Source organism: Kineococcus rugosus (genome assembly GCF_050871975.1).
In the GTDB taxonomy this organism is placed as follows: Bacteria; Actinomycetota; Actinomycetes; order Actinomycetales; family Kineococcaceae; genus Kineococcus.
This window is the reverse complement of sequence record NZ_JBJLSJ010000003.1, coordinates 147788-164893: the sequence shown is the minus strand read 5'-3', so window position 1 is coordinate 164893 and position 17106 is coordinate 147788. Positions and strand designations below refer to the sequence as shown.

Annotated in this window: 20 protein-coding genes and 1 riboswitch; of the genes, 15 read left to right on the top strand and 5 right to left on the bottom strand. The window is 74.6% G+C overall.

The window, feature by feature from the left end:
* Positions 1–4 precede the first annotated feature (4 nt).
* Both ACRYM6_RS02830 and ACRYM6_RS02825 read right to left on the bottom strand, forming a co-directional pair.
* Positions 5–1462, bottom strand: a complete 1458-nt coding sequence (locus ACRYM6_RS02830) for a sugar porter family MFS transporter (RefSeq protein WP_432540988.1) — start codon at positions 1460–1462, stop codon at positions 5–7.
* A gap of 144 nt (positions 1463–1606) precedes the next feature.
* Entirely contained in the window at positions 1607–1855 is a 249-nt protein-coding gene (locus ACRYM6_RS02825) for a hypothetical protein (RefSeq protein WP_432540987.1), read from the bottom strand.
* A 90-nt stretch (positions 1856–1945) separates the two neighbouring features.
* Here ACRYM6_RS02825 and ACRYM6_RS02820 point away from each other — a divergent pair, with 90 nt between their 5' ends.
* Entirely contained in the window at positions 1946–2311 is a 366-nt protein-coding gene (locus tag ACRYM6_RS02820) for a VOC family protein (protein ID WP_432541020.1), read from the top strand.
* Here ACRYM6_RS02820 and ACRYM6_RS02815 read toward each other — a convergent pair.
* A complete protein-coding gene (locus ACRYM6_RS02815) occupies positions 2251–2973 on the bottom strand; it encodes a helix-turn-helix domain-containing protein (RefSeq protein WP_432540985.1) in 723 nt (240 codons plus the stop codon). The genes ACRYM6_RS02820 and ACRYM6_RS02815 overlap by 61 nt on opposite strands.
* Before the next feature lie 51 nt (positions 2974–3024).
* Between ACRYM6_RS02815 and ndk the strand changes: the two genes are divergently transcribed.
* Together ndk and ACRYM6_RS02805 are read left to right on the top strand one after the other, a co-directional pair.
* A complete protein-coding gene (gene ndk, locus ACRYM6_RS02810) occupies positions 3025–3450 on the top strand; it encodes a nucleoside-diphosphate kinase (RefSeq protein ID WP_432540984.1) in 426 nt (141 codons plus the stop codon).
* A 78-nt stretch (positions 3451–3528) separates the two neighbouring features.
* Positions 3529–3948 carry a VOC family protein gene (locus tag ACRYM6_RS02805; RefSeq protein ID WP_432540982.1) on the top strand — a complete coding sequence of 140 codons (420 nt, stop codon included), beginning with the start codon at positions 3529–3531 and terminating at the stop codon, positions 3946–3948.
* A 31-nt stretch (positions 3949–3979) separates the two neighbouring features.
* On the opposite strand, the gene ACRYM6_RS02800 is transcribed toward ACRYM6_RS02805, so the two are convergent.
* Entirely contained in the window at positions 3980–5068 is a 1089-nt protein-coding gene (locus tag ACRYM6_RS02800) for a LacI family DNA-binding transcriptional regulator (RefSeq protein WP_432540981.1), read from the bottom strand.
* 175 nt (positions 5069–5243) lie between these two features.
* On the opposite strand from ACRYM6_RS02800, the gene ACRYM6_RS02795 reads away from it, so the two are divergent.
* From ACRYM6_RS02795 to ACRYM6_RS02775, 5 genes are all read left to right on the top strand, one after another.
* On the top strand, positions 5244–6128 hold the full coding sequence (locus ACRYM6_RS02795; protein ID WP_432540980.1) for an ABC transporter substrate-binding protein: 885 nt from the start codon (positions 5244–5246) through the stop codon (positions 6126–6128).
* Between the two features lie 12 nt (positions 6129–6140).
* Positions 6141–6932, top strand: a complete 792-nt coding sequence (locus ACRYM6_RS02790) for an amino acid ABC transporter permease (RefSeq protein WP_432540979.1) — start codon at positions 6141–6143, stop codon at positions 6930–6932.
* A 53-nt stretch (positions 6933–6985) separates the two neighbouring features.
* Positions 6986–7744: an amino acid ABC transporter ATP-binding protein gene (locus ACRYM6_RS02785; protein ID WP_432541019.1), complete on the top strand. Its 759-nt coding sequence runs from the start codon at positions 6986–6988 to the stop codon at positions 7742–7744.
* Positions 7741–8760 (top strand): Gfo/Idh/MocA family protein, encoded by a 1020-nt coding sequence (locus ACRYM6_RS02780; RefSeq protein WP_432540978.1) that lies wholly within the window; start codon positions 7741–7743, stop codon positions 8758–8760. Before ACRYM6_RS02785 ends, ACRYM6_RS02780 begins: the two co-directional genes overlap by 4 nt.
* Before the next feature lie 76 nt (positions 8761–8836).
* Complete coding sequence (locus tag ACRYM6_RS02775) at positions 8837–9970, top strand: NAD(P)/FAD-dependent oxidoreductase (RefSeq protein ID WP_432540977.1); 1134 nt, start codon at positions 8837–8839, stop codon at positions 9968–9970.
* A gap of 66 nt (positions 9971–10036) precedes the next feature.
* Here the strand turns inward: ACRYM6_RS02775 and acs are convergent, their stop codons facing one another.
* Entirely contained in the window at positions 10037–11998 is a 1962-nt protein-coding gene (gene acs / locus ACRYM6_RS02770) for an acetate--CoA ligase (RefSeq protein ID WP_432540976.1), read from the bottom strand.
* A gap of 89 nt (positions 11999–12087) precedes the next feature.
* On the opposite strand from acs, the gene ACRYM6_RS02765 reads away from it, so the two are divergent.
* The 7 genes from ACRYM6_RS02765 (at position 12088) to ACRYM6_RS02735 (ending at position 17095) form a co-directional block, all read left to right on the top strand.
* Positions 12088–12195 carry a putative leader peptide gene (locus ACRYM6_RS02765; RefSeq protein ID WP_432540974.1) on the top strand — a complete coding sequence of 36 codons (108 nt, stop codon included), beginning with the start codon at positions 12088–12090 and terminating at the stop codon, positions 12193–12195.
* A gap of 120 nt (positions 12196–12315) precedes the next feature.
* A complete protein-coding gene (locus tag ACRYM6_RS02760; RefSeq protein ID WP_432540973.1) occupies positions 12316–13092 on the top strand; it encodes a DUF1684 domain-containing protein in 777 nt (258 codons plus the stop codon).
* Positions 13089–14414, top strand: a complete 1326-nt coding sequence (locus ACRYM6_RS02755; protein WP_432540971.1) for a SufS family cysteine desulfurase — start codon at positions 13089–13091, stop codon at positions 14412–14414. Before ACRYM6_RS02760 ends, ACRYM6_RS02755 begins: the two co-directional genes overlap by 4 nt.
* A gap of 13 nt (positions 14415–14427) precedes the next feature.
* Entirely contained in the window at positions 14428–14856 is a 429-nt protein-coding gene (gene sufU / locus ACRYM6_RS02750) for a Fe-S cluster assembly sulfur transfer protein SufU (protein ID WP_432540969.1), read from the top strand.
* Positions 14853–15350, top strand: coding sequence for a GNAT family N-acetyltransferase (locus ACRYM6_RS02745; RefSeq protein ID WP_432540967.1), 498 nt, complete (start codon positions 14853–14855; stop codon positions 15348–15350). The genes sufU and ACRYM6_RS02745 overlap by 4 nt, the downstream gene beginning before the upstream one ends.
* A gap of 74 nt (positions 15351–15424) precedes the next feature.
* Positions 15425–15510: riboswitch (SAM riboswitch) on the top strand.
* Between the two features lie 5 nt (positions 15511–15515).
* Positions 15516–15914 carry a rhodanese-like domain-containing protein gene (locus ACRYM6_RS02740; RefSeq protein WP_432541017.1) on the top strand — a complete coding sequence of 133 codons (399 nt, stop codon included), beginning with the start codon at positions 15516–15518 and terminating at the stop codon, positions 15912–15914.
* Complete coding sequence (locus tag ACRYM6_RS02735; RefSeq protein WP_432540965.1) at positions 15911–17095, top strand: O-succinylhomoserine sulfhydrylase; 1185 nt, start codon at positions 15911–15913, stop codon at positions 17093–17095. Before ACRYM6_RS02740 ends, ACRYM6_RS02735 begins: the two co-directional genes overlap by 4 nt.
* Positions 17096–17106 lie beyond the last annotated feature (11 nt).

The window sequence follows — 17106 nt, the reverse complement described above, 5'->3', positions numbered from 1 at the left end:
TGCCTCAGGCCTTCGCGGGCTCCTCGCCCATCTCCTCCAGTTCGCGGCCCTTCGTCTCCTGCACGGCCCTGCGCACGAAGACGAACGACAGCAGCGCGATGAGCGCGTACAGCCCGTAGGCGAACTGCAACCCGAGCGAGGCCAGCGCCGGGAAGCTCGTCGAGATCGCGAAGTTCGCCAGCCACTGCGCGGCGGCGGCCACGGCCAGCCCGGCGGCGCGGATCTTGCCGGGGAACATCTCACCCAGCAGCACCCACACGACCGGGCCCCACGTCGCCCCGAACGAGATGACGTACACGTTGGCCGCGACCACCGCGATCGGGCCCCACGGGTCCGGCAGCGAGGGGTTCTCGGTGGTGCCGCCGGCCTGCGAGAACGCGATGGCCATCACGAGCAGCGAGACGAACATCCCGGCCGACCCCACGGTCAGCAGGGGCTTGCGGCCGACCTTGTCGACCATCGCGATCGCGATGAACGTCACGACCACGTTCGTCACCGAGGTGATGACCGACGTCGTGAACGCGTCGGACTCCTGGAACCCGACGGCCTGCCACAGCGTGGTGGAGTAGTAGAAGATCACGTTGATGCCGACGCCCTGCTGCAGCACCGACAGCAGGATCCCGACCCACACGATCGGCAGCAGGCCGAACCGCGGCCCGCGCAGGTCGCGCAGGCTCGGGTCGTGCTCGCGCCGCATCGAGTTCTTGATGTCGGTGACCTTGCGCTGCACCGCGTCCAGGCTCTTGGTGCCGAGCACCTCGCGCAGCACCTCACCGGCGCGCTGGGTGTGGCCCTTGGCGATGAGGTACCGCGGGGACTCCGGCACGGACAGCGCCAGCAGCGCCCACACGACCGACGGGACGACCCCGACGACGAACATCCACCGCCACGCCTCCCAGCCCAGCCACGTCGTGTTCGCGGCGCCGCCGGCGGTGTTGGCGATGAACGCGTCCGACAGCAGCGCGGCGAAGATCCCGACGGTGATGGCCAGCTGCTGCAGCGAGGCGAGCCGGCCGCGGACGTGGGCCGGGGCGACCTCGGCGATGTAGGTGGGCGCGATGACGGAGGCGACGCCCACGCCGACCCCGCCGACGACGCGCCACAGGATGAGGTCCCACACGGCGAACGCGAACGCCGACCCGACCGCGCTGACCGCGAACAGGACACCGCCGATGATCATGACGGCCTTGCGGCCGAAGCGGTCCGCGATGCGCCCGGCGAACCAGGCGCCGACCGCCGCACCCAGCAGGGCGCACGACACGGCGAAACCGGACAGGCCCTCCGACAGGGAGAACTGGCCGGTGATCGCGTCGACCGCCCCGTTGACCACCGAGGTGTCGAACCCGAAGAGGAAACCGCCGATCGCGGCCACCACGGAGATCATCACCACCTTGGTGGTGGTGCGCTTGCCGTCGTCGGCGTCGGCTCCCGCTCCGACGTCGTGCGACCTGTCCTGACTCATCACGGGCCTCCTGGAACAACCGGTGGTGCCCCGGTCTGCCGGAGCCCGTCCTCGATGGTCCCACCCGCTCCGCGATCACCGCACATCGGGACCCGGCCCCGACAGGGTCATCCACAGCGCGTCACGGCCCGGCCACGGAACCGGTCAGGCGTCCTCGCCGCGCGCCGTGGCCAGGTCGTGCGCGGCCATGTCGACGGCCTCCTCGGCCCGGCGGGCCGCGTCGACCAGCCCCGCGAGCGCCGACCCGTCCGGGGTGCGGGCGCTGCGCCCGGCGTACGCCCGCGACAGCGCCTTCGCCTCGGCGGCCAGCTCCGCGAGCACGCTCGCGGCCTCCTCCCGCGCCCGGCGCAGCGCGGTCTCCTGGGCGGCGGTGTCCTCGCGGTCGTGACGCACCGGCCCATCCTGTCCGATCCGTCCAAGACCCCGCACGCCCCGGTGGGCCAGGCTGGGGTCGTGCCCACACCGCAGCTGGACCTCATCGGGATGGTCGTCGTCGACATGGCGGCCTCGCTGGCCTTCTACCGCCGCCTCGGCCTGGACGTGCCCGCCGACGCCGACACCGCCCCGCACGTCGAGACGACCCTGCCCGGCGGGTTGCGCCTGGCCTGGGACACCGAGGAGACCGTCCGCGGCTTCGACCCGTCGTACGCGCGGGAGACCGCCGGCAACCGGATCGGCCTGGCGTTCCGCTGCGAGCGCCCCGCCGACGTCGACGCGCTGTTCGCCGAGCTCACCGCCGACGGCGCCGGCGCCCACCTCGCCCCGTTCGACGCGCCCTGGGGGCAGCGCTACGCGACCGTGCTGGACCCCGACGGCGGGTCGGTGGACCTGTTCGCCGAGCTGGCCTGACGCAGCGCCCCCGGGGTCGTCCCCGCGAAGACCCGGACCTCGCGCGACAGGTGCGCCTGGTCGGTGAACCCCGCCTGCGCGGCCACCTGCGCGGGAGGGGTCCCGGCCCGCAGCGCGGCGACCGCCCGCCGGAACCGCAGCACCCGGCCCAGCAGCTGCGGGGAGTACCCGAAGGCGTCCAGGCTGCGCCGGTGCAGCTGCCGCACCCCCACGCCCAGCGCGTCGGCGACGTCGGCCACCGCCCGCCCGGAGGCCAGCAGCCTCGCGGCGCGGGTCAGGGACGGGTCCGGGTCGATCCCGGCGGCCAGCGCCTCCAGCCCGGCGCCGGGGGCCGCCGCGACCTGCTCGGCCACCCGCCGCGCCGCCGCCGCTCCCCACAGGTCGGCCAGCGCGACGCGGGCGTCCCGCAGCTCCGCGGCCGGGACGCCCAGCACCGCCGGGGCGTGCCCGGGAGCGAACCGCAACCCCGTCCACGTCACCCCCGCCACCGGTTCCACGGCCTTGGCCCCGGTGTCCGGCCCCGCCACCAGGACCTCCTCGCGGTCGCTGCGCCACAGCAGGTCCACGCACCCGTCGGGCAGCACGAGACCGGAGCCGGGGCCGGTCGGCGTGCTCGTCCACACGACCGCGCCCCGGACGCGGGACGGGCGCTCGCGGTGCACGGGTCCAGTGCACACCCCGACGGCGGGAGCCGTCCCGCTAGGGTCGCCCGTGTGACTGAGACGCAGCGGACCCTGGTCCTCGTGAAGCCCGACGGTGTCAAGCGCAACCTCTCCGGGGAGGTGCTGCGGCGCATCGAGGCCAAGGGCTACACCCTGGTCGCGGTGGAGCTGCGCACCGCGACCCGCGAGCTCCTCGCCGGCCACTACGCCGAGCACGAGGGCAAGCCGTTCTACGAGCCGCTGGTGGAGTTCATGCTCTCCGGCCCGGTGCTGGCCGTCGTCGTCGAGGGGCACCGCGTCATCGAGGGCTTCCGGTCGCTGGCCGGGACCACCGACCCGACGACGGCCGCCCCCGGCACCATCCGCGGCGACCTGGGCCGCGACTGGGGCCTGAAGGTCCAGCAGAACCTCGTCCACGGGTCGGACTCGGAGGAGTCGGCCGCGCGCGAGATCGGGCTCTGGTTCCCGAACCTCTGACCGATGACTTCCCCGGTTCGGCCGGGTCGGTAGGGGCAGGGAGGCCGGAGGACCGGCCCGGACGACGGGGAGTCGATCATGCGCATGGCCTTCATCAACCTGCCGGTCGCCGACAAGGAGGCCAGCAAGGCGTTCTTCACGGCCCTGGGCTTCTCCCTGAACCCGCAGTTCGAGGACGAGACCACCGCGTGCGTCGTGCTGGAGGAGAACGTCATCGTCCTCGTGCACGAGCCGGGGAAGTGGAAGCAGTTCCTGCACACCGACCCGGCGCCGAAGGGCTCGAACGAGTTCATGCTCGCCCTCTCCTGCGCCGACCGCGAGGAGTGCGACGCGCTCAAGGCGAGGGCCCTGGCCAACGGCGGCGCCGAGTACGCGCCCTCGGTGGACTTCGGGTGGATGTACGGGACGAGCTTCCTCGACCCCGACGGCCACATCTGGGAGACCAGCTGGATGGACCTCGAGGCGGCCGCGCAGGCCGGCGGTACCGACCCGGCCTGACCCGTGCGCACCCGTGCGCCGGTCGCCCGCCTCAGCGGCGGGGGCCGGGTGCGGGGCCGATGGAGGCGCGGTGCACCACGCGCGCCGGGAAGGACCGGACGACCGGGGCCGCGCCGGGGTCCGGCCCGTCGCCGGGGCTGCGGACCTGCTCCAGCAGCAGGCGGGCGCACTCGGCACCGACCTGCTGGATGGGTTGCTGGACGGCGGTCACGGCCGGGTCCACCAGGGGCGCCCAGGGGGCGTCGTCGAAGCTGGCGAAGGACAGGCGCTCGGGCAGGTCCTCGCCGCGTTCGCGCAGCCGGGTGAGGACGTCGAGGGCGATGACCGCGTCGGAGGAGACGACGGCCGTGGCCGGGTCGGGGCCCTCCAGCGCGCGGTCGACGAGGGCGGCGGTCGCGGCGGGGGAGTGGGCGCCGAAGAGGGCCAGGTCGTCGGCGAAGGGCACTCCCGCGGCCGCGAAGGCCTGACGCATCCCGAGCAGGCGGTCGGCGATGGGGGAGCTGATGAGCTCCAGGTCGGGGTGGTCGAACTCCGGCTCCAGCGACGTCAGGTAGGCGATGCGGCGGTGCCCGGCCGCCAGGAGCGCCCCGGTCAGCTCCCGCACGGCCGGGACGACGTCGACGCCCACCGACAGCGCCGGGACGTCGTCGCGGCGGCGGTCCAGCAGGACGACGGGACGCCCGGTGGCGCAGGCGGCGCGCAGGTGGCCGGCGTCGAAGGAGGCGGCCGGGACGACGACGAGCCCGTCGACGCGCTTGTCGAGCAGCAGCCGCACCGCGTCGGCCTCGTCGGCGTGCCGTTCGGCGGTGTTGACCAGGACGACCTCGTACCCGGCGGCGTGGGCGACCTCGGAGATCGCGCGGGTGGCCAGCCCGAAGTAGCTGTTCTCGATGTCGCCGACGACCAGGCCGATGGTGCGCGAGCGCCCGGTGCCCATGCTGCGGGCGAGTTCGTTGGGCCGGTAGCCCAGGGCCCGCGCGGCGGCGGTGACGCGCTCGCGGACCTCCGGGCTCACCGAGCCGTACCCGCCGAGGGCGCGGGCGGCGGTGGCCTTGGCGACCCCCGCGCGGCGGGCCACGTCGGCGGTGGTCGGTTCCCGGCGTCGGGGGGGCTCGGTCATCGTCGGTCTCCTCGGCGGGGCACGGGGAATTCTTAACACGGAGGAAACGCGGGGGGTTGACCAGCCGTCGGCGGGAAGCCTACGTTACTGACGTTCCCCATTGAGACCGGTCTCATACGCAGCTGTTTGAGACCGGTCTCAAAGCTCCTCGCCCACCTCACGGAACGGTCGACCCATGACACGCCACACGACCCGACGGGCCGTCCTCGCCTCGGCGCTCGCCGCGGCAGGGCTCGCCGTCAGCGCCTGCAGCTCCTCCGGCCCGTCCTCCGCCACGGAGGACGACCCCTACGGCCTCATCCAGCCGGGCACCCTGCGGGTGGCCAGCCTCGGCGACGCCAAGCCGTACACGTTCACCGACGCGACGGGGGAGTTCACCGGGTTCGACGTCGAGCTGTTCCGCGACGTCGCGGAGCGGATGGGGATCACCGAGGTCACCTTCACCGGCCAGGACTTCACCGCGATCCTGCCCGGCGTGGCCAACGGCCAGTTCGACGCCGGCGTCGCCGCCATCGGCGTCACCGACCAGCGCAGGCAGACCGTCGACTTCAGCGACGGCTACCTCGCCGGGTACCTCAGCGTCCTGACCACGCCCACCTCCGGCGTGACCTCGGCGAAGAGCCTGGCCGGCCGGCGCCTCGGCGTCGTGCAGGGCACCCTGCAGGACGCCTACGCCGCCAAGAACTTCCCCGACGCCGACCTCGTCCGCTTCCCGGACAACAACGCCGCCGTGTCGGCCCTCAACGGCGGCAGCGTCGACGCGCACTTCCTCGACCACGAGGCCGCGAAGTCCTACGTGCAGCAGTTCGGGCTCGTCGACGCCGAGGACATCCCCAGCTTCGACGCCCCCGCCGGTTTCGCGATCGCCAAGGGCAAGACGGCCCTGCGCGACGCGCTGAACGAGAACCTGCGCGCCGCCATGGAGGACGGCACCTGGAAGACGTTGTACGAGAAGTGGTTCCCGGGGTCGCCGATGCCCGAGCAGTACCTGCCCAGCGCTGAGCGGACCGCCTCGCCCACTGCGTCCGGCGCACCGTCCGGCACGCCGTCGGCCTCCTGACGGGACGGGCTCGTGACCTGGTTCGACACCATCTCCCGGACGTTCCTCGACGGCCACGCGATGCTGCAGGTCCTGCCGCAGCTGCTGGCCACCGGCCTGAAGAACACGCTGGTCATCTCGGTGGCCGCCACCGTCATCGGCACCGTGCTCGCGATGGTCGTGGCCCTCATGGGGATCTCGACGTCGCGGTGGCTGCGCGTGCCGGCCCGCGTCTACACCGACGTGTTCCGCGGGCTGCCGGCCATCCTCACCATCCTGCTCATCGGCCAGGGCTTCGCCCGGTTCAGCCAGTCGGTGTTCGGGCCCTCGCCCTACCCGCTGGGCATCATCGCGCTGGCCCTCATCTCCAGCGCCTACCTCGGGGAGATCTTCCGCGCCGGCATCCAGGCCGTGGACCGCGGTCAGCTCGAGGCCTGCCGCGCGCTCGGCATGAGCTACGGCCGGGCCATGCGCCTGGTCGTCGTGCCGCAGGGGGTGCGCCGGGTGCTGCCCGCCCTGGTGAACCAGTTCATCGCCATCGTCAAGGACTCCAGCCTCGTGTACTTCCGGGGGTTGCTGACCTCCGAGCGGGAACTGTTCCGCGTCGGCCAGGACGCCGCGGTGCTGTCCGGGAACCTGTCCCCGCTGGTGCTGGCCGGCGTGTTCTACCTCGTCATCACCGTTCCGCTGACCCACGTGGTCAACGTCGTCGACGCCCGGTTCCGCACCGGCCGCCGCGTCCCCACACCGCCCAGGAGCGGGCTCGACGAGGTCGCCGAACTGGCGCCCTCCGCGCCCGCCGGACCCCGCGGGAGCAGTCTGTGAGACCCACCGCCGAGGAACCCACCGTCGAGACCCCCACCGCCGGAGGGCCTGTCGTGCAGGACACCGCCGCCCCCGAACGCACCTACGCCGGCTCCGCCCTGGACCTGCGCGACGTGCGGTTGTCCTACGGCCCGGTCGAGGTCGTGCGCGGGGTGACGTTCACCGTCCCCGCCGGCAGCACCACCTGCGTCATCGGCCCCTCGGGCTCGGGCAAGTCGACCCTGCTGCGCGGGATCAACCGGCTGCACGAACCCAGCGGCGGCGACGTCCTGCTCGCCGGCACCAGCACCCTGGGCCAGCAGCCCCACCGGCTGCGCCGGCGCATCGGCATGGTGTTCCAGCACTTCAACCTCTTCCCCGACCACACCGCCCTGGAGAACGTGGCACTGGCCCCCCGCTCCGTCGCCGGCGTCCCGCGGGCCGAGGCCCTGCGCCGCGCGCACGCCCGCCTCGCCGAGGTGGGGCTGGCCGAGCGCACCGACCACCGGCCCCGTGACCTGTCCGGCGGTCAGCAGCAGCGCGTCGCCATCGCCCGCGCCCTGGCGATGGACCCCGAGGTCATGCTCTTCGACGAGGTGACCAGCGCCCTGGACCCCGAACTGGTCAAGGGCGTCCTGAACCTCATGGCGACCCTGGGTCGGCAGGGCATGACGATGGTCGTCGTGACCCACGAGATGGGGTTCGCCCGCCGCGTCGCCGACCAGGTCGTCTTCATGGACGAGGGCCGCGTCGTCGAGGCCGGCCCGCCCGCGCAGCTGTTCGAGCAGCCCCGCAGCGAGCGCCTGCGCCGCTTCCTGGCGGAGGTCCTGTGAGCGCGCTGCGCACCGCCGTCGTCGGCTGGGGCACCGCCGGGTCGGTGTTCCACGGCCCGCTGCTGGCCGCCGACCCGGACTTCTCCGTCGACGTCGTCGTCACCCGCGACCCCGCCCGCGCGGCCGCCGCCCGCGCCGCCCTGCCCGGGGTGGCCGTGGTGGCCTCGCCCGAGGAGGTCCTGACCCGTCGCGGCGAGCTCGACCTCGTCGTGCTCGCCTCCCCGCCGGCCACCCACGTCGACCTCGCCACCCGCACGCTGCGGGCGGGGCTCGCCACGGTCGTCGACAAGCCCCTGGCCGTGGACGCGGCCGGCGCCCGGGAACTGCTCGACGTGGCCGGCGCCACCGGGACGCCGTTCACGGTGTTCCAGAACCGCCGATGGGACGGGGACTTCCTGACCCTGCGCCGGCTGCTGGCCGAGGGCACCCTGGGCCGGGTGCACCGCTTCACCTCGCGCTTCACCTGGTGGGAACCGTCCGGCGGCAAGGCGTGGAAGATGGACGCCCCCGTCGCCGAGGGCGGCGGGATCCTCGCCGACCTCGGCACCCACCTCGTCGACCAGGCCCTGCAGCTGTTCGGTCCCGTCGACTCCGTCACCGCCGAGCTCGACCGGCGCCGCCCCGGCGACGGCCCCGAGGACGACGCCTTCGTCGCCCTGCACCACGCGAGCGGGGTCCGCTCCCACCTGTGGATGAGCGCCGTCGCGGCGCTGCCCGGCCCGCGGTTCCACGTGCTGGGCGAGCGCGGCGCGTTCGGCGTCGACGGCCTGGACCCGCAGGAGCAGCAGCTGGCCGCCGGGCTGACCCCCGGTGCCCCCGGGTACGGGGTGCGCAGCGCCCCGGCCCGCGGCGGGACCGTCGACGCCCCGGCCGAGGTCCCGGTGGCCCCCGGCGACTACCCCGCGTTCTACCGCGGGCTGGCCGACAGCCTGCTGCGCGGGGCACCGCTGCCCGTCGTCCCCACCGACGCCGTGGCGGTCCTCGACGTCCTGGACCGGGTGCGCGCGGCCGCCTGAGCCCGCCCCCACCGAACCCCGCACCCAGCGGACCCCGCACCCAGCGGACCCCGCTCCACGATCGGAAGAGAGAACCATGAGCACCTCCACCGCCCGGGTCGTCGTCGTCGGCGCCGGCATCCTCGGCGCCTCCACGGCCGCCCACCTGGCCCGCGCCGGGGCGTCGGTCGACCTCGTCACCGAGGCCGACGTCGCCTCCGGGGCCAGCGGCCGGTCGCTGTCGTGGCTGAACTCCGCCGGGGCCCGCAGCGACGCCTACCACCTGCTGCGCACCGTCGGCATCGACCGCTGGCACACCTTCGCCGCCCGCCACGGTCACGAGGGGGGCCTGCGGGAGGGCCTGCGCTTCGACGGCGGCCTGACCTGGGCGGCCCCGGGGGAGAGCTTCCGCGAGCGCCACGCCCACGAGCTCGCCATCGGCTACGACTCGGTGTGGCTGGCCCCCGAGCAGGTCGCCGCCTGGACCCCGGGCGTCGACCCGTCCGCCGTGGCCGCCGAGGGCGCGGTCTTCAACCCGGGGGAGGGCTGGGTGGACCTGCCGCTGGCTGCCGGGGTGCTGCTGGCGGGGTTCCGCGCCGCGGGCGGCCGTCTGCACACCGGCACCGGCCGGGCCCACCCCGTCGTCGAGGGCGGGCGCGTCACCGGTGTGACGACCGACTCCGGGGCCACCTTCGCCGCCGACGCCGTCGTGCTGGCGACCGGCCCGCGGGTCCCGCGCGACGTGGCCGAGCTCGGCCTCACCGTCCCCGACGACTCCCCGGTCTCGCTGCTGCTGCGCACCGGACCCGTCGACGTGGCGCTGCGCGCGGTCCTGAACACCCCGCGCGTCGCGGTGCGCCCGGCGCCCGGCGGGGCGCTGGTGCTGGACTCGGCGTGGTCGGAGGAGGAGGTCGTGATCCACGGCGAGGGCGACTACGAGGTCAAGGACAGCACGCTGGAGGGTCTGCTGGCCGAGGCCTCCCGCGTCCTGGCCGGCAACCCCGGGCTGCAGCTCGACGGCTACGGCGTGGGCCGCAAGCCGATCCCCGGGGACGGCGAACCCGTCGTCGGCGCCGTGGACGGCGTCGAGGGCCTGCACGTCCTGTTCACCCACAGCGGCGCCACCCTGGGCCTGGTCCTGGGGGAGTTCACCGCCCGCGAGGTCCTCACCGGGCGGCCGAACCCGCTGCTGGCCCCGTTCCGCCCCGGCCGCTTCACCGCCCGCTTCTGACCCCCGACCCCTCCGTGATCGAGCGCTCCGGGAGGGGAGTGCCCGATCACGGAGGGGTGGGGACGGTCAGCGGGAGTTCACGTACTGCGCCCAGGCCGTCTCGACCGCGGCCAGGGCCGTCTCGTCCTGCAGCGAGGTCACGTCCCCGCCGCCGCGGCCAGCGGTCAGGTCGGCCATCAGCCGGCGCATGATCTTCCCCGAGCGCGTCTTCGGCAGGTCCGGGACGACGACGACGTCGCGCGGCCGGGCGACGGGCCCGACCACGTGCGCGACGTGCCGCTGCAGCTCGGCGGCGACGTCGGCCGGGCCGTCGCCGCGCAGGATGACGAACGCCACGATCCGCTGGCCCGTGGTCTCGTCCGGCGCCCCCACGACGGCGGCCTCCGCGACGCGCGGGTGCGAGACGAGCGCCGACTCCAGCTCGATGCTCGACAGCCGGTGGCCGGAGACGTTCAGCACGTCGTCGATGCGGCCGCCGATCCAGATGTACCCGTCGGCGTCCTTGGTCGCGGCGTCCCCGGCGAGGTAGTACCCCCGGTCCGCGTACGGCTCCCAGTAGCTCCGGACGAACCGCTCGTGGTCGCGCCACACCGTGCGGGCCATGCCGGGCCAGGGTTTCGTGATGACCAGGACGCCCTGCTCGCCGGGCCCCACCTCGTCCCCCGCCTCGTCCACGACGGTGGCCGACAGCCCCGGCAGCGGGACGGTGCCCGACCCGGGCTTGAGCGGCGTGACCCCGGGCAGCGGCGCGACGACCGCGGCCCCCGTCTCGGACTGCCACCAGGTGTCCACGATCGGGCAGCGCCCGCCGCCGACCTCGCGGTGCAGCCACGACCAGGCCTCGGGGTTGATGGCCTCACCGACCGAGCCGAGCAGCCGCAGCGACGACAGGTCGAACCGGGCGGGCAGTTCGGGGCCGTGCTTCATGAACGTCCGCACCAGGGTCGGGGCGGTGTAGTAGATCGTCACCCCGTACTTCTCGATGACCTCGAAGTGGCGGCCGGGGTGCGGGGTCAGCGGGGACCCCTCGTAGATGACCTGGGTCACGCCGTTGGACAGCGGCCCGTACATCTCGTACGAGTGCGCCGTCACCCACGCCAGGTCCGCCTGGCACCAGTACACGTCGTCGTCCTTGACGTCGAACACCGCCCAGTGCGACCACGACGTGTGCGTCAGGTAGCCGCCGCTGGTGTGCACGAGGCCCTTGGGCTTCCCGGTGGTGCCGGAGGTGTAGATGATGAACAGCGGGTTCTCGGCGTCGAAGCTGGGCGCCTCGTGCTCGGCCGACTGCCGGTCCACGAGCTCGTGCCACCACACGTCCCGGCCCGGGGTCCAGGGCACGTCGGGGGTCTGCTCGCCCGTGCGGCGCAGCACCAGCACGTGCTCGACGTGGTCGAGGCCCTCCACGGCGGCGTCCGCGGCGCCCTTCACCGCGACCGCGGTGCCCCGCCGGAACTGCCCGTCGGTGCAGACCAGGAGCTTCGCGCCGGTGTCCTCCACCCGGAACCGCAGCGCCTCGGCCGAGAAACCCCCGAACACCAGGGACACGACGGCGCCGATGCGGGCGCACGCCATCGTCGTGACGATCGTCTCGGGCAGCACGGGCAGGTAGAGGACGACGCGGTCGCCGTGCCCGACGCCCAGCTCCTCCAAGGCGTTGGCGAGGCGGCACACCTCGTCGCGCAGCTGCGCGTAGGTGATCGTCCGCGCGTCGCCCGGCTCGCCCTCCCAGTGCAGCGCGACCTTGTCGCCGCGCCCGGCGGCGACGTGCCGGTCCACGCAGTTCACCGCGACGTTCAGCTTCCCGCCGGTGAACCACTGCGCCGTCGGCAGCGTGGACCCGTCGAAGACGGTGTGGAACGGCTCGTCCCACTGCAGCCGCCGGGCCTGCTCGGCCCAGAACGCCTCCGGGTCGGCGGCCGCGCGGGCGTGCTCGCCGGCGCCGACGTTCGCCTGCGCGGCGAACTCGGGGGAGGGGTGGACGACGAGGCCGTCGCCGGGGCCGGGGCCGGGGGCGGTGGTGGTCAAGGAGGGTCCTCACGGGGGCGCGGGCGGTCCGGGACGACCGGCCCGTGGCCGGCTTGGCCGTCAGAGTAGCCGCGCCGTACCCTCGACCCGTGGACAGCGCCGGGACGAGCGGGAGCACGCCCGCCGCCCGCCCGTTCTTCGCCGTGCAGCGGCGGCACGTCGACCTCTGCCGCACCCGCTCCGCGGCCTGTCGCTGACCCGCTCCGCCGCCCGCCGGGACCGACCGGCCCTCCCGCCGCCGTCGTGCGGCGGCCCCGCGCCGCCCGCCCCACCGGGCGCGGCGCCGTCCGCCCGCGCCACCGACCGAGGAGCCCACCGTGACCACCACCGTTGACGTCGAGGCCGCCCGCACCGCCTTCGAGGACTGGCGCGCGGCCCGCACCGCCGAGCTCAGCCGGCCGCACGGCTGGCTCAGCCTCACGAGCCTGACGTGGCTGGACACCACCCCCGCGCCCGTCGAGGGCCTGCCCGGGACGTGGGGCTCGGTCGAGGGCGGGGTCGCCGTCACCGCCGCGGCCGCCGACGGGATCGTCGTCGGGGGAGAGCCCGTCGACGGCACCGTGACCGTCGAGACCGTCGAGGGCGCCCCCGGGGTGCTCGTCGAGATCGGTGACCTGCGCGTGGAGGTGATCCAGCGCACCGGCTCCCACGCCCTGCGCGTGCGGGACCCGCAGGCCCCCCCGCTGGCCGCGTTCACCGGGGTCCCCGTCTTCGACTTCGACGAGCGGTTCGTCCTGGACGCCGAGTTCGTGCCGTTCGAGCAGGCGCGCGCCGCCGTCGTGGGGGCGGTCAAGGAGGGCCTGGAGCACCACTACGAGGCCGTCGGCGTCGTGCGCTTCGACCTCGACGGCCCGCAGCAGCTCACCGTGTTCAGGGGCGGGACGGTCCTGTTCCGGGACGCCACCAGCGGGGTCACGACGACGGCCACGACCCGGTCGGTGCGGGTCGACACGACCCCCGGCCCGGTCGTCCTGGACCTCAACCGCACGCAGAACCTGCCGTGCGCGTTCACCGACCACGCCACCTGCCCGGTCCCGCCGGCCGAGAACCGCCTGGCGGTCCCCGTCGCGGCGGGGGAGAGGGATCCCCGATGACCACCACCGCGATCGAGGGTTTCACCGACGCCGAGCTCGCCGCGCTGCGGGCCGACTTCCCGATCCTGTCCCGCACCACCCGGTCCGGGAAACCCCTGGTGTACCTGGACTCCGGGGCGACGTCGCAGAAACCCCTGGCCGTCCTGGACGCCGAACGGGAGTTCTACACCACGCGCAACGCGGCCGTGCACCGCGGCGCGCACCAGCTCGCCGAGGAGGCCACCGACGACTTCGAGGCCGCCCGCGCCGCCGTCGCCGGGTTCGTCGGGGTGCCGGCGCAGGAGCTGGTGTTCACGAAGAACGCGACCGAGTCGCTGAACCTCGTCGCGCACGCCTTCAGCACCACGACCGCCTACGCCGCCCGCGGGACGGCCCCGGACGGGCAGGTGGTCGACCCCCGGTTCGTCCTGGCCGAGGGCGACGAGGTGCTGGTCACCGAGGCCGAGCACCACGCCAACCTCGTGCCGTGGCAGGAACTGTGCGCCCGCACCGGCGCGGTGCTGCGGTGGGTCCCCGTCACCGACGAGGGCCTCCTGGACCTCTCGGCCCTGCCGGCCCTGATCACCGCGCGCACGAAGGTCGTCGCGTTCGCGCACGCCTCGAACGTCCTCGGCGCCGTGGCCCCCGTCGCCGAGCTCGTCGCGGCCGCGAGGTCGGTCGGCGCCCTCGTCGTGCTCGACGCCTGCCAGTCCGTCCCGCACCTGCCCGTCGACCTGCCCGCCCTCGGCGTGGACCTCGCCGCGTTCTCCGGGCACAAGATGCTCGGGCCCTCGGGGGTCGGTGCGCTGTGGGGGCGCGCGGACCTGCTCGCCGCGATGCCGCCGTTCCTCACCGGCGGCTCGATGATCGAGCTGGTGCGGATGGAGCGGTCGACGTACGCGCCCGCCCCGCAGAAGTTCGAGGCCGGGGTCCCCATGGCCGCGCAGGCCGTCGGGCTGCGCGCCGCGGTGGACTACCTGCGCGGGCTGGGGCCCGGCGGGTCCGGGATGGCCCGCGTCGAGGCCCACGAGCGCGCCCTGACGCGGCTGCTGCTCGGTGAGCTGGCGCAGCTGCCGTGGGTGCGGGTGCTCGGCCCGGCCGAGGCCGCCGACCGGGTGGGGCTGGTGTCCTTCACGGTCGAGGACGTCCACGCCCACGACGTCGGGCAGCTGCTCGACGACGAGGGGGTGGCGGTCCGCGTCGGGCACCACTGCGCCTGGCCGCTGCACCGCCGGTTCGGCGTCGCCGCGACGACCCGGGTGAGCTTCGGGCCCTACAACCAGGCCTCCGACGTGGACGCCGTGCTGCGCGGTCTGCACCGGGTCCGGGCCCTCTTCGCGTGAGACGGTGGGGCCCGTGGACCTGTACCAGCAGCTGATCATCGAGCACTCCAAGCGGCCGCACGGCGAGGGGCTGCGCGCGCCGTTCGGGGCCGAGGCCCACCACGTGAACCCGACCTGCGGCGACGAGATCACCCTGCGCGTCCAGGTCGAGGGCGACCAGGTCGCCGACGTCTCCTACGACGCGGCCGGCTGCTCCATCAGCCGGGCCTCGGCGTCGGTCCTGCACGACCTCGTCGTGGGCCGGCCCGTCGAGGAGGTCGGCCCGCTGCGCGAGGCCGTGCAGCAGATGCTCACCAGCCGCGGCGCCGACCCCGGCGACGAGGACGTCCTCGGCGACGCCGTCGCCCTCGCCGGGGTCGCGAAGTACCCGGCGCGGGTCAAGTGCGCGCTGCTGTCCTGGTCGGCGCTGGCCGACGCGCTGCTGCGGACCCCCGCCGCGTGAGCGGCGCCGTGCGGATCCGCGAGCACGCCGACGACGACTGGGCGCAGATCTGGCCGTTCTTCGACGAGATCGTCGCCGACGGCGAGACGTACGCCTACCCCGCGGGCCTGACCGGCGAGCGGGCCCGGCGGCTGTGGGTGACGCCGCCGCCGGACGCGACGTTCGTCGCGGTCGACGGCGACGTGGTCCTGGGCACCGCGCGGTCGGGCCCGAACCGCCCGGGCCGCGGCGCCCACGTCGCGACCGCGAGCTTCATGGTCGCCCCCGCCGCGCGGGGCCGGGGCGTGGGCCGCGCGCTGGGGGAGCACGTGCTGGGCTGGGCGCGGGACCAGGGGTTCCTGGCCATGCAGTTCAACGCGGTCGTCGAGACGAACACCGCCGCCGTCGCGCTGTGGCAGTCGCTGGGGATGCGCGTCGTCGGCACCGTGCCGCAGGCCTTCGACCACCCCGAGCACGGGTACGTGGGCCTGCACGTCATGCACCGCTTCCTCTGACCCCCGACCCCGCTTCCCCGGACCGGCCGTGGTCGTCCGGTCACGGCCGCCGCCGTCGATGCCCTACGCTGACCGGACCATCCAGAGCGGCCGAGAGACCTGGCTCGTCGACGCCGCAGCAACCCCCGCACGGGGGTGCTCATGCCAGGACCGATGGGAGGAACAGTGGGTTACGCCGGCGACCTCACCCCGCGTGAGGCCTTCGAACTCGTCCGGGACGACCCGGCCGCCGTCCTGGTGGACGTCCGCACCGAGGCCGAGTGGCGGTTCGTGGGGGTCCCGGCCGGCCCGGGCGCCGAACCCGTCCTCGTCTCGTGGCTGCCCGTCGACCCCGGGCGGTTCCTCACCGAGCTGTCCGCGGCGGGCATCACCCCGCAGGCCGGCCGCACGGCCGTCTTCCTGTGCCGCTCGGGGCAGCGGTCGGTCGCCGCGGCGGAGACGGCCACCGCCGCGGGCATCACCAGCTTCAACGTCCTGGAGGGTTTCGAGGGACCGCTGGACGCCGACGGCCACCGCGGCGGCTCGGGGTGGCGGGCGGCCGGGCTGCCCTGGAAGCAGTCGTGAGCCGGGACTGGCGGCCGGACACCACCGCCGTCCGCGGCGGTCTGGCCCGGTCGCCGTTCGAGGAGACCGCCGAGGCGATGTACCTGACCTCCGGCTACGTCTACGAGACCGCCGCCGACGCCGAGGCCGCGTTCACCGGCGACGTCGACCGGTTCGTCTACTCCCGCTACGGGAACCCCACGGTGTCGGTCTTCACCGAGCGCCTGCGGCAGCTGGAGGGGGCCGAGGCCTGCTACGGCCTGGCCAGCGGGATGTCCGCGGTGTTCTACGCCCTCGCCGCGCTGCTCGGCGCCGGGGACCGCGTCGTCGCCGCCCGCAGCCTGTTCGGTTCCTGCTTCGTGGTCCTCGACGAGATCCTGCCGCGCTGGGGCGTGGAGACGGTGTTCGTCGACGGCGAGGACCTCACCCAGTGGGAGGCCGCGCTCGCGCAGCCGACGCAGGCCGTGTTCTTCGAGACGCCCGCCAACCCCATGCAGACGCTGGTGGACATCGCCGCGGTCACCGAGCTCGCGCACGCGGCGGGCGCGACCGTCGTCGTGGACAACGCCTTCGCCTCGCCCGTGGGGCAGCACCCGTTGCAGTTCGGGGCCGACGTCGTCGTCTACTCGGCGACCAAGCACATCGACGGGCAGGGCCGGGTCATGGGCGGCGCCGTCCTGGGGACCGCGGAGTTCATCGACGGCCGGTTCCGGGAACTCACCCGGCACACCGGCCCGACGCTCAGCCCGTTCAACGCCTGGACCCTCGCCAAGGGCCTGGAGACCCTCAGCCTGCGGGTGCGGCACTCGGCGGCCACCGCGCTGCGGCTGGCCGAGCACCTCGAGCAGCACCCGGGGATCCGCTGGGTCCGCTACCCGCTGCTGCCCAGCCACCCGCAGTTCGACCTGGCGAAGCGGCAGATGGACCTCGGCGGGACGATCCTCACGTTCGAGCTCGACGCCCCGGCAGGACGCGGCAAGGAACGCGCGTTCGGGGTGCTGGACGCGCTGCGGACCGTCGACATCTCCAACAACCTCGGCGACGCCAAGTCGCTCGCCACCCACCCCGCCACCACGACCCACCGGCGCCTGGGCGCCGAGGGCCGGGCCGCCATCGGCCTGGGCGACGGTGTGCTGCGGTTGTCCGTGGGCCTGGAGGACCCCGACGACCTGCTCGACGACCTCACCCGCGCCCTCTCCTGAAACCCCGATCG

Excerpts from the sequence above, each read along its gene's own strand:
- ACRYM6_RS02800 (WP_432540981.1), bottom strand. The coding sequence starts at position 5,068 with ATGACCGAGCCCCCCCGACGCCGGGAACCGACCACCGCCGACGTGGCC.
- ACRYM6_RS02805 (WP_432540982.1), top strand. The coding sequence starts at position 3,529 with ATGCGCATGGCCTTCATCAACCTGCCGGTCGCCGACAAGGAGGCCAGC.
- ACRYM6_RS02830 (WP_432540988.1), bottom strand. The coding sequence starts at position 1,462 with ATGAGTCAGGACAGGTCGCACGACGTCGGAGCGGGAGCCGACGCCGAC.
- ACRYM6_RS02775 (WP_432540977.1), top strand. The coding sequence starts at position 8,837 with ATGAGCACCTCCACCGCCCGGGTCGTCGTCGTCGGCGCCGGCATCCTC.
- ACRYM6_RS02795 (WP_432540980.1), top strand. The coding sequence starts at position 5,244 with ATGACACGCCACACGACCCGACGGGCCGTCCTCGCCTCGGCGCTCGCC.
- ACRYM6_RS02820 (WP_432541020.1), top strand. The coding sequence starts at position 1,946 with ATGGTCGTCGTCGACATGGCGGCCTCGCTGGCCTTCTACCGCCGCCTC.
- ACRYM6_RS02755 (WP_432540971.1), top strand. The coding sequence starts at position 13,089 with ATGACCACCACCGCGATCGAGGGTTTCACCGACGCCGAGCTCGCCGCG.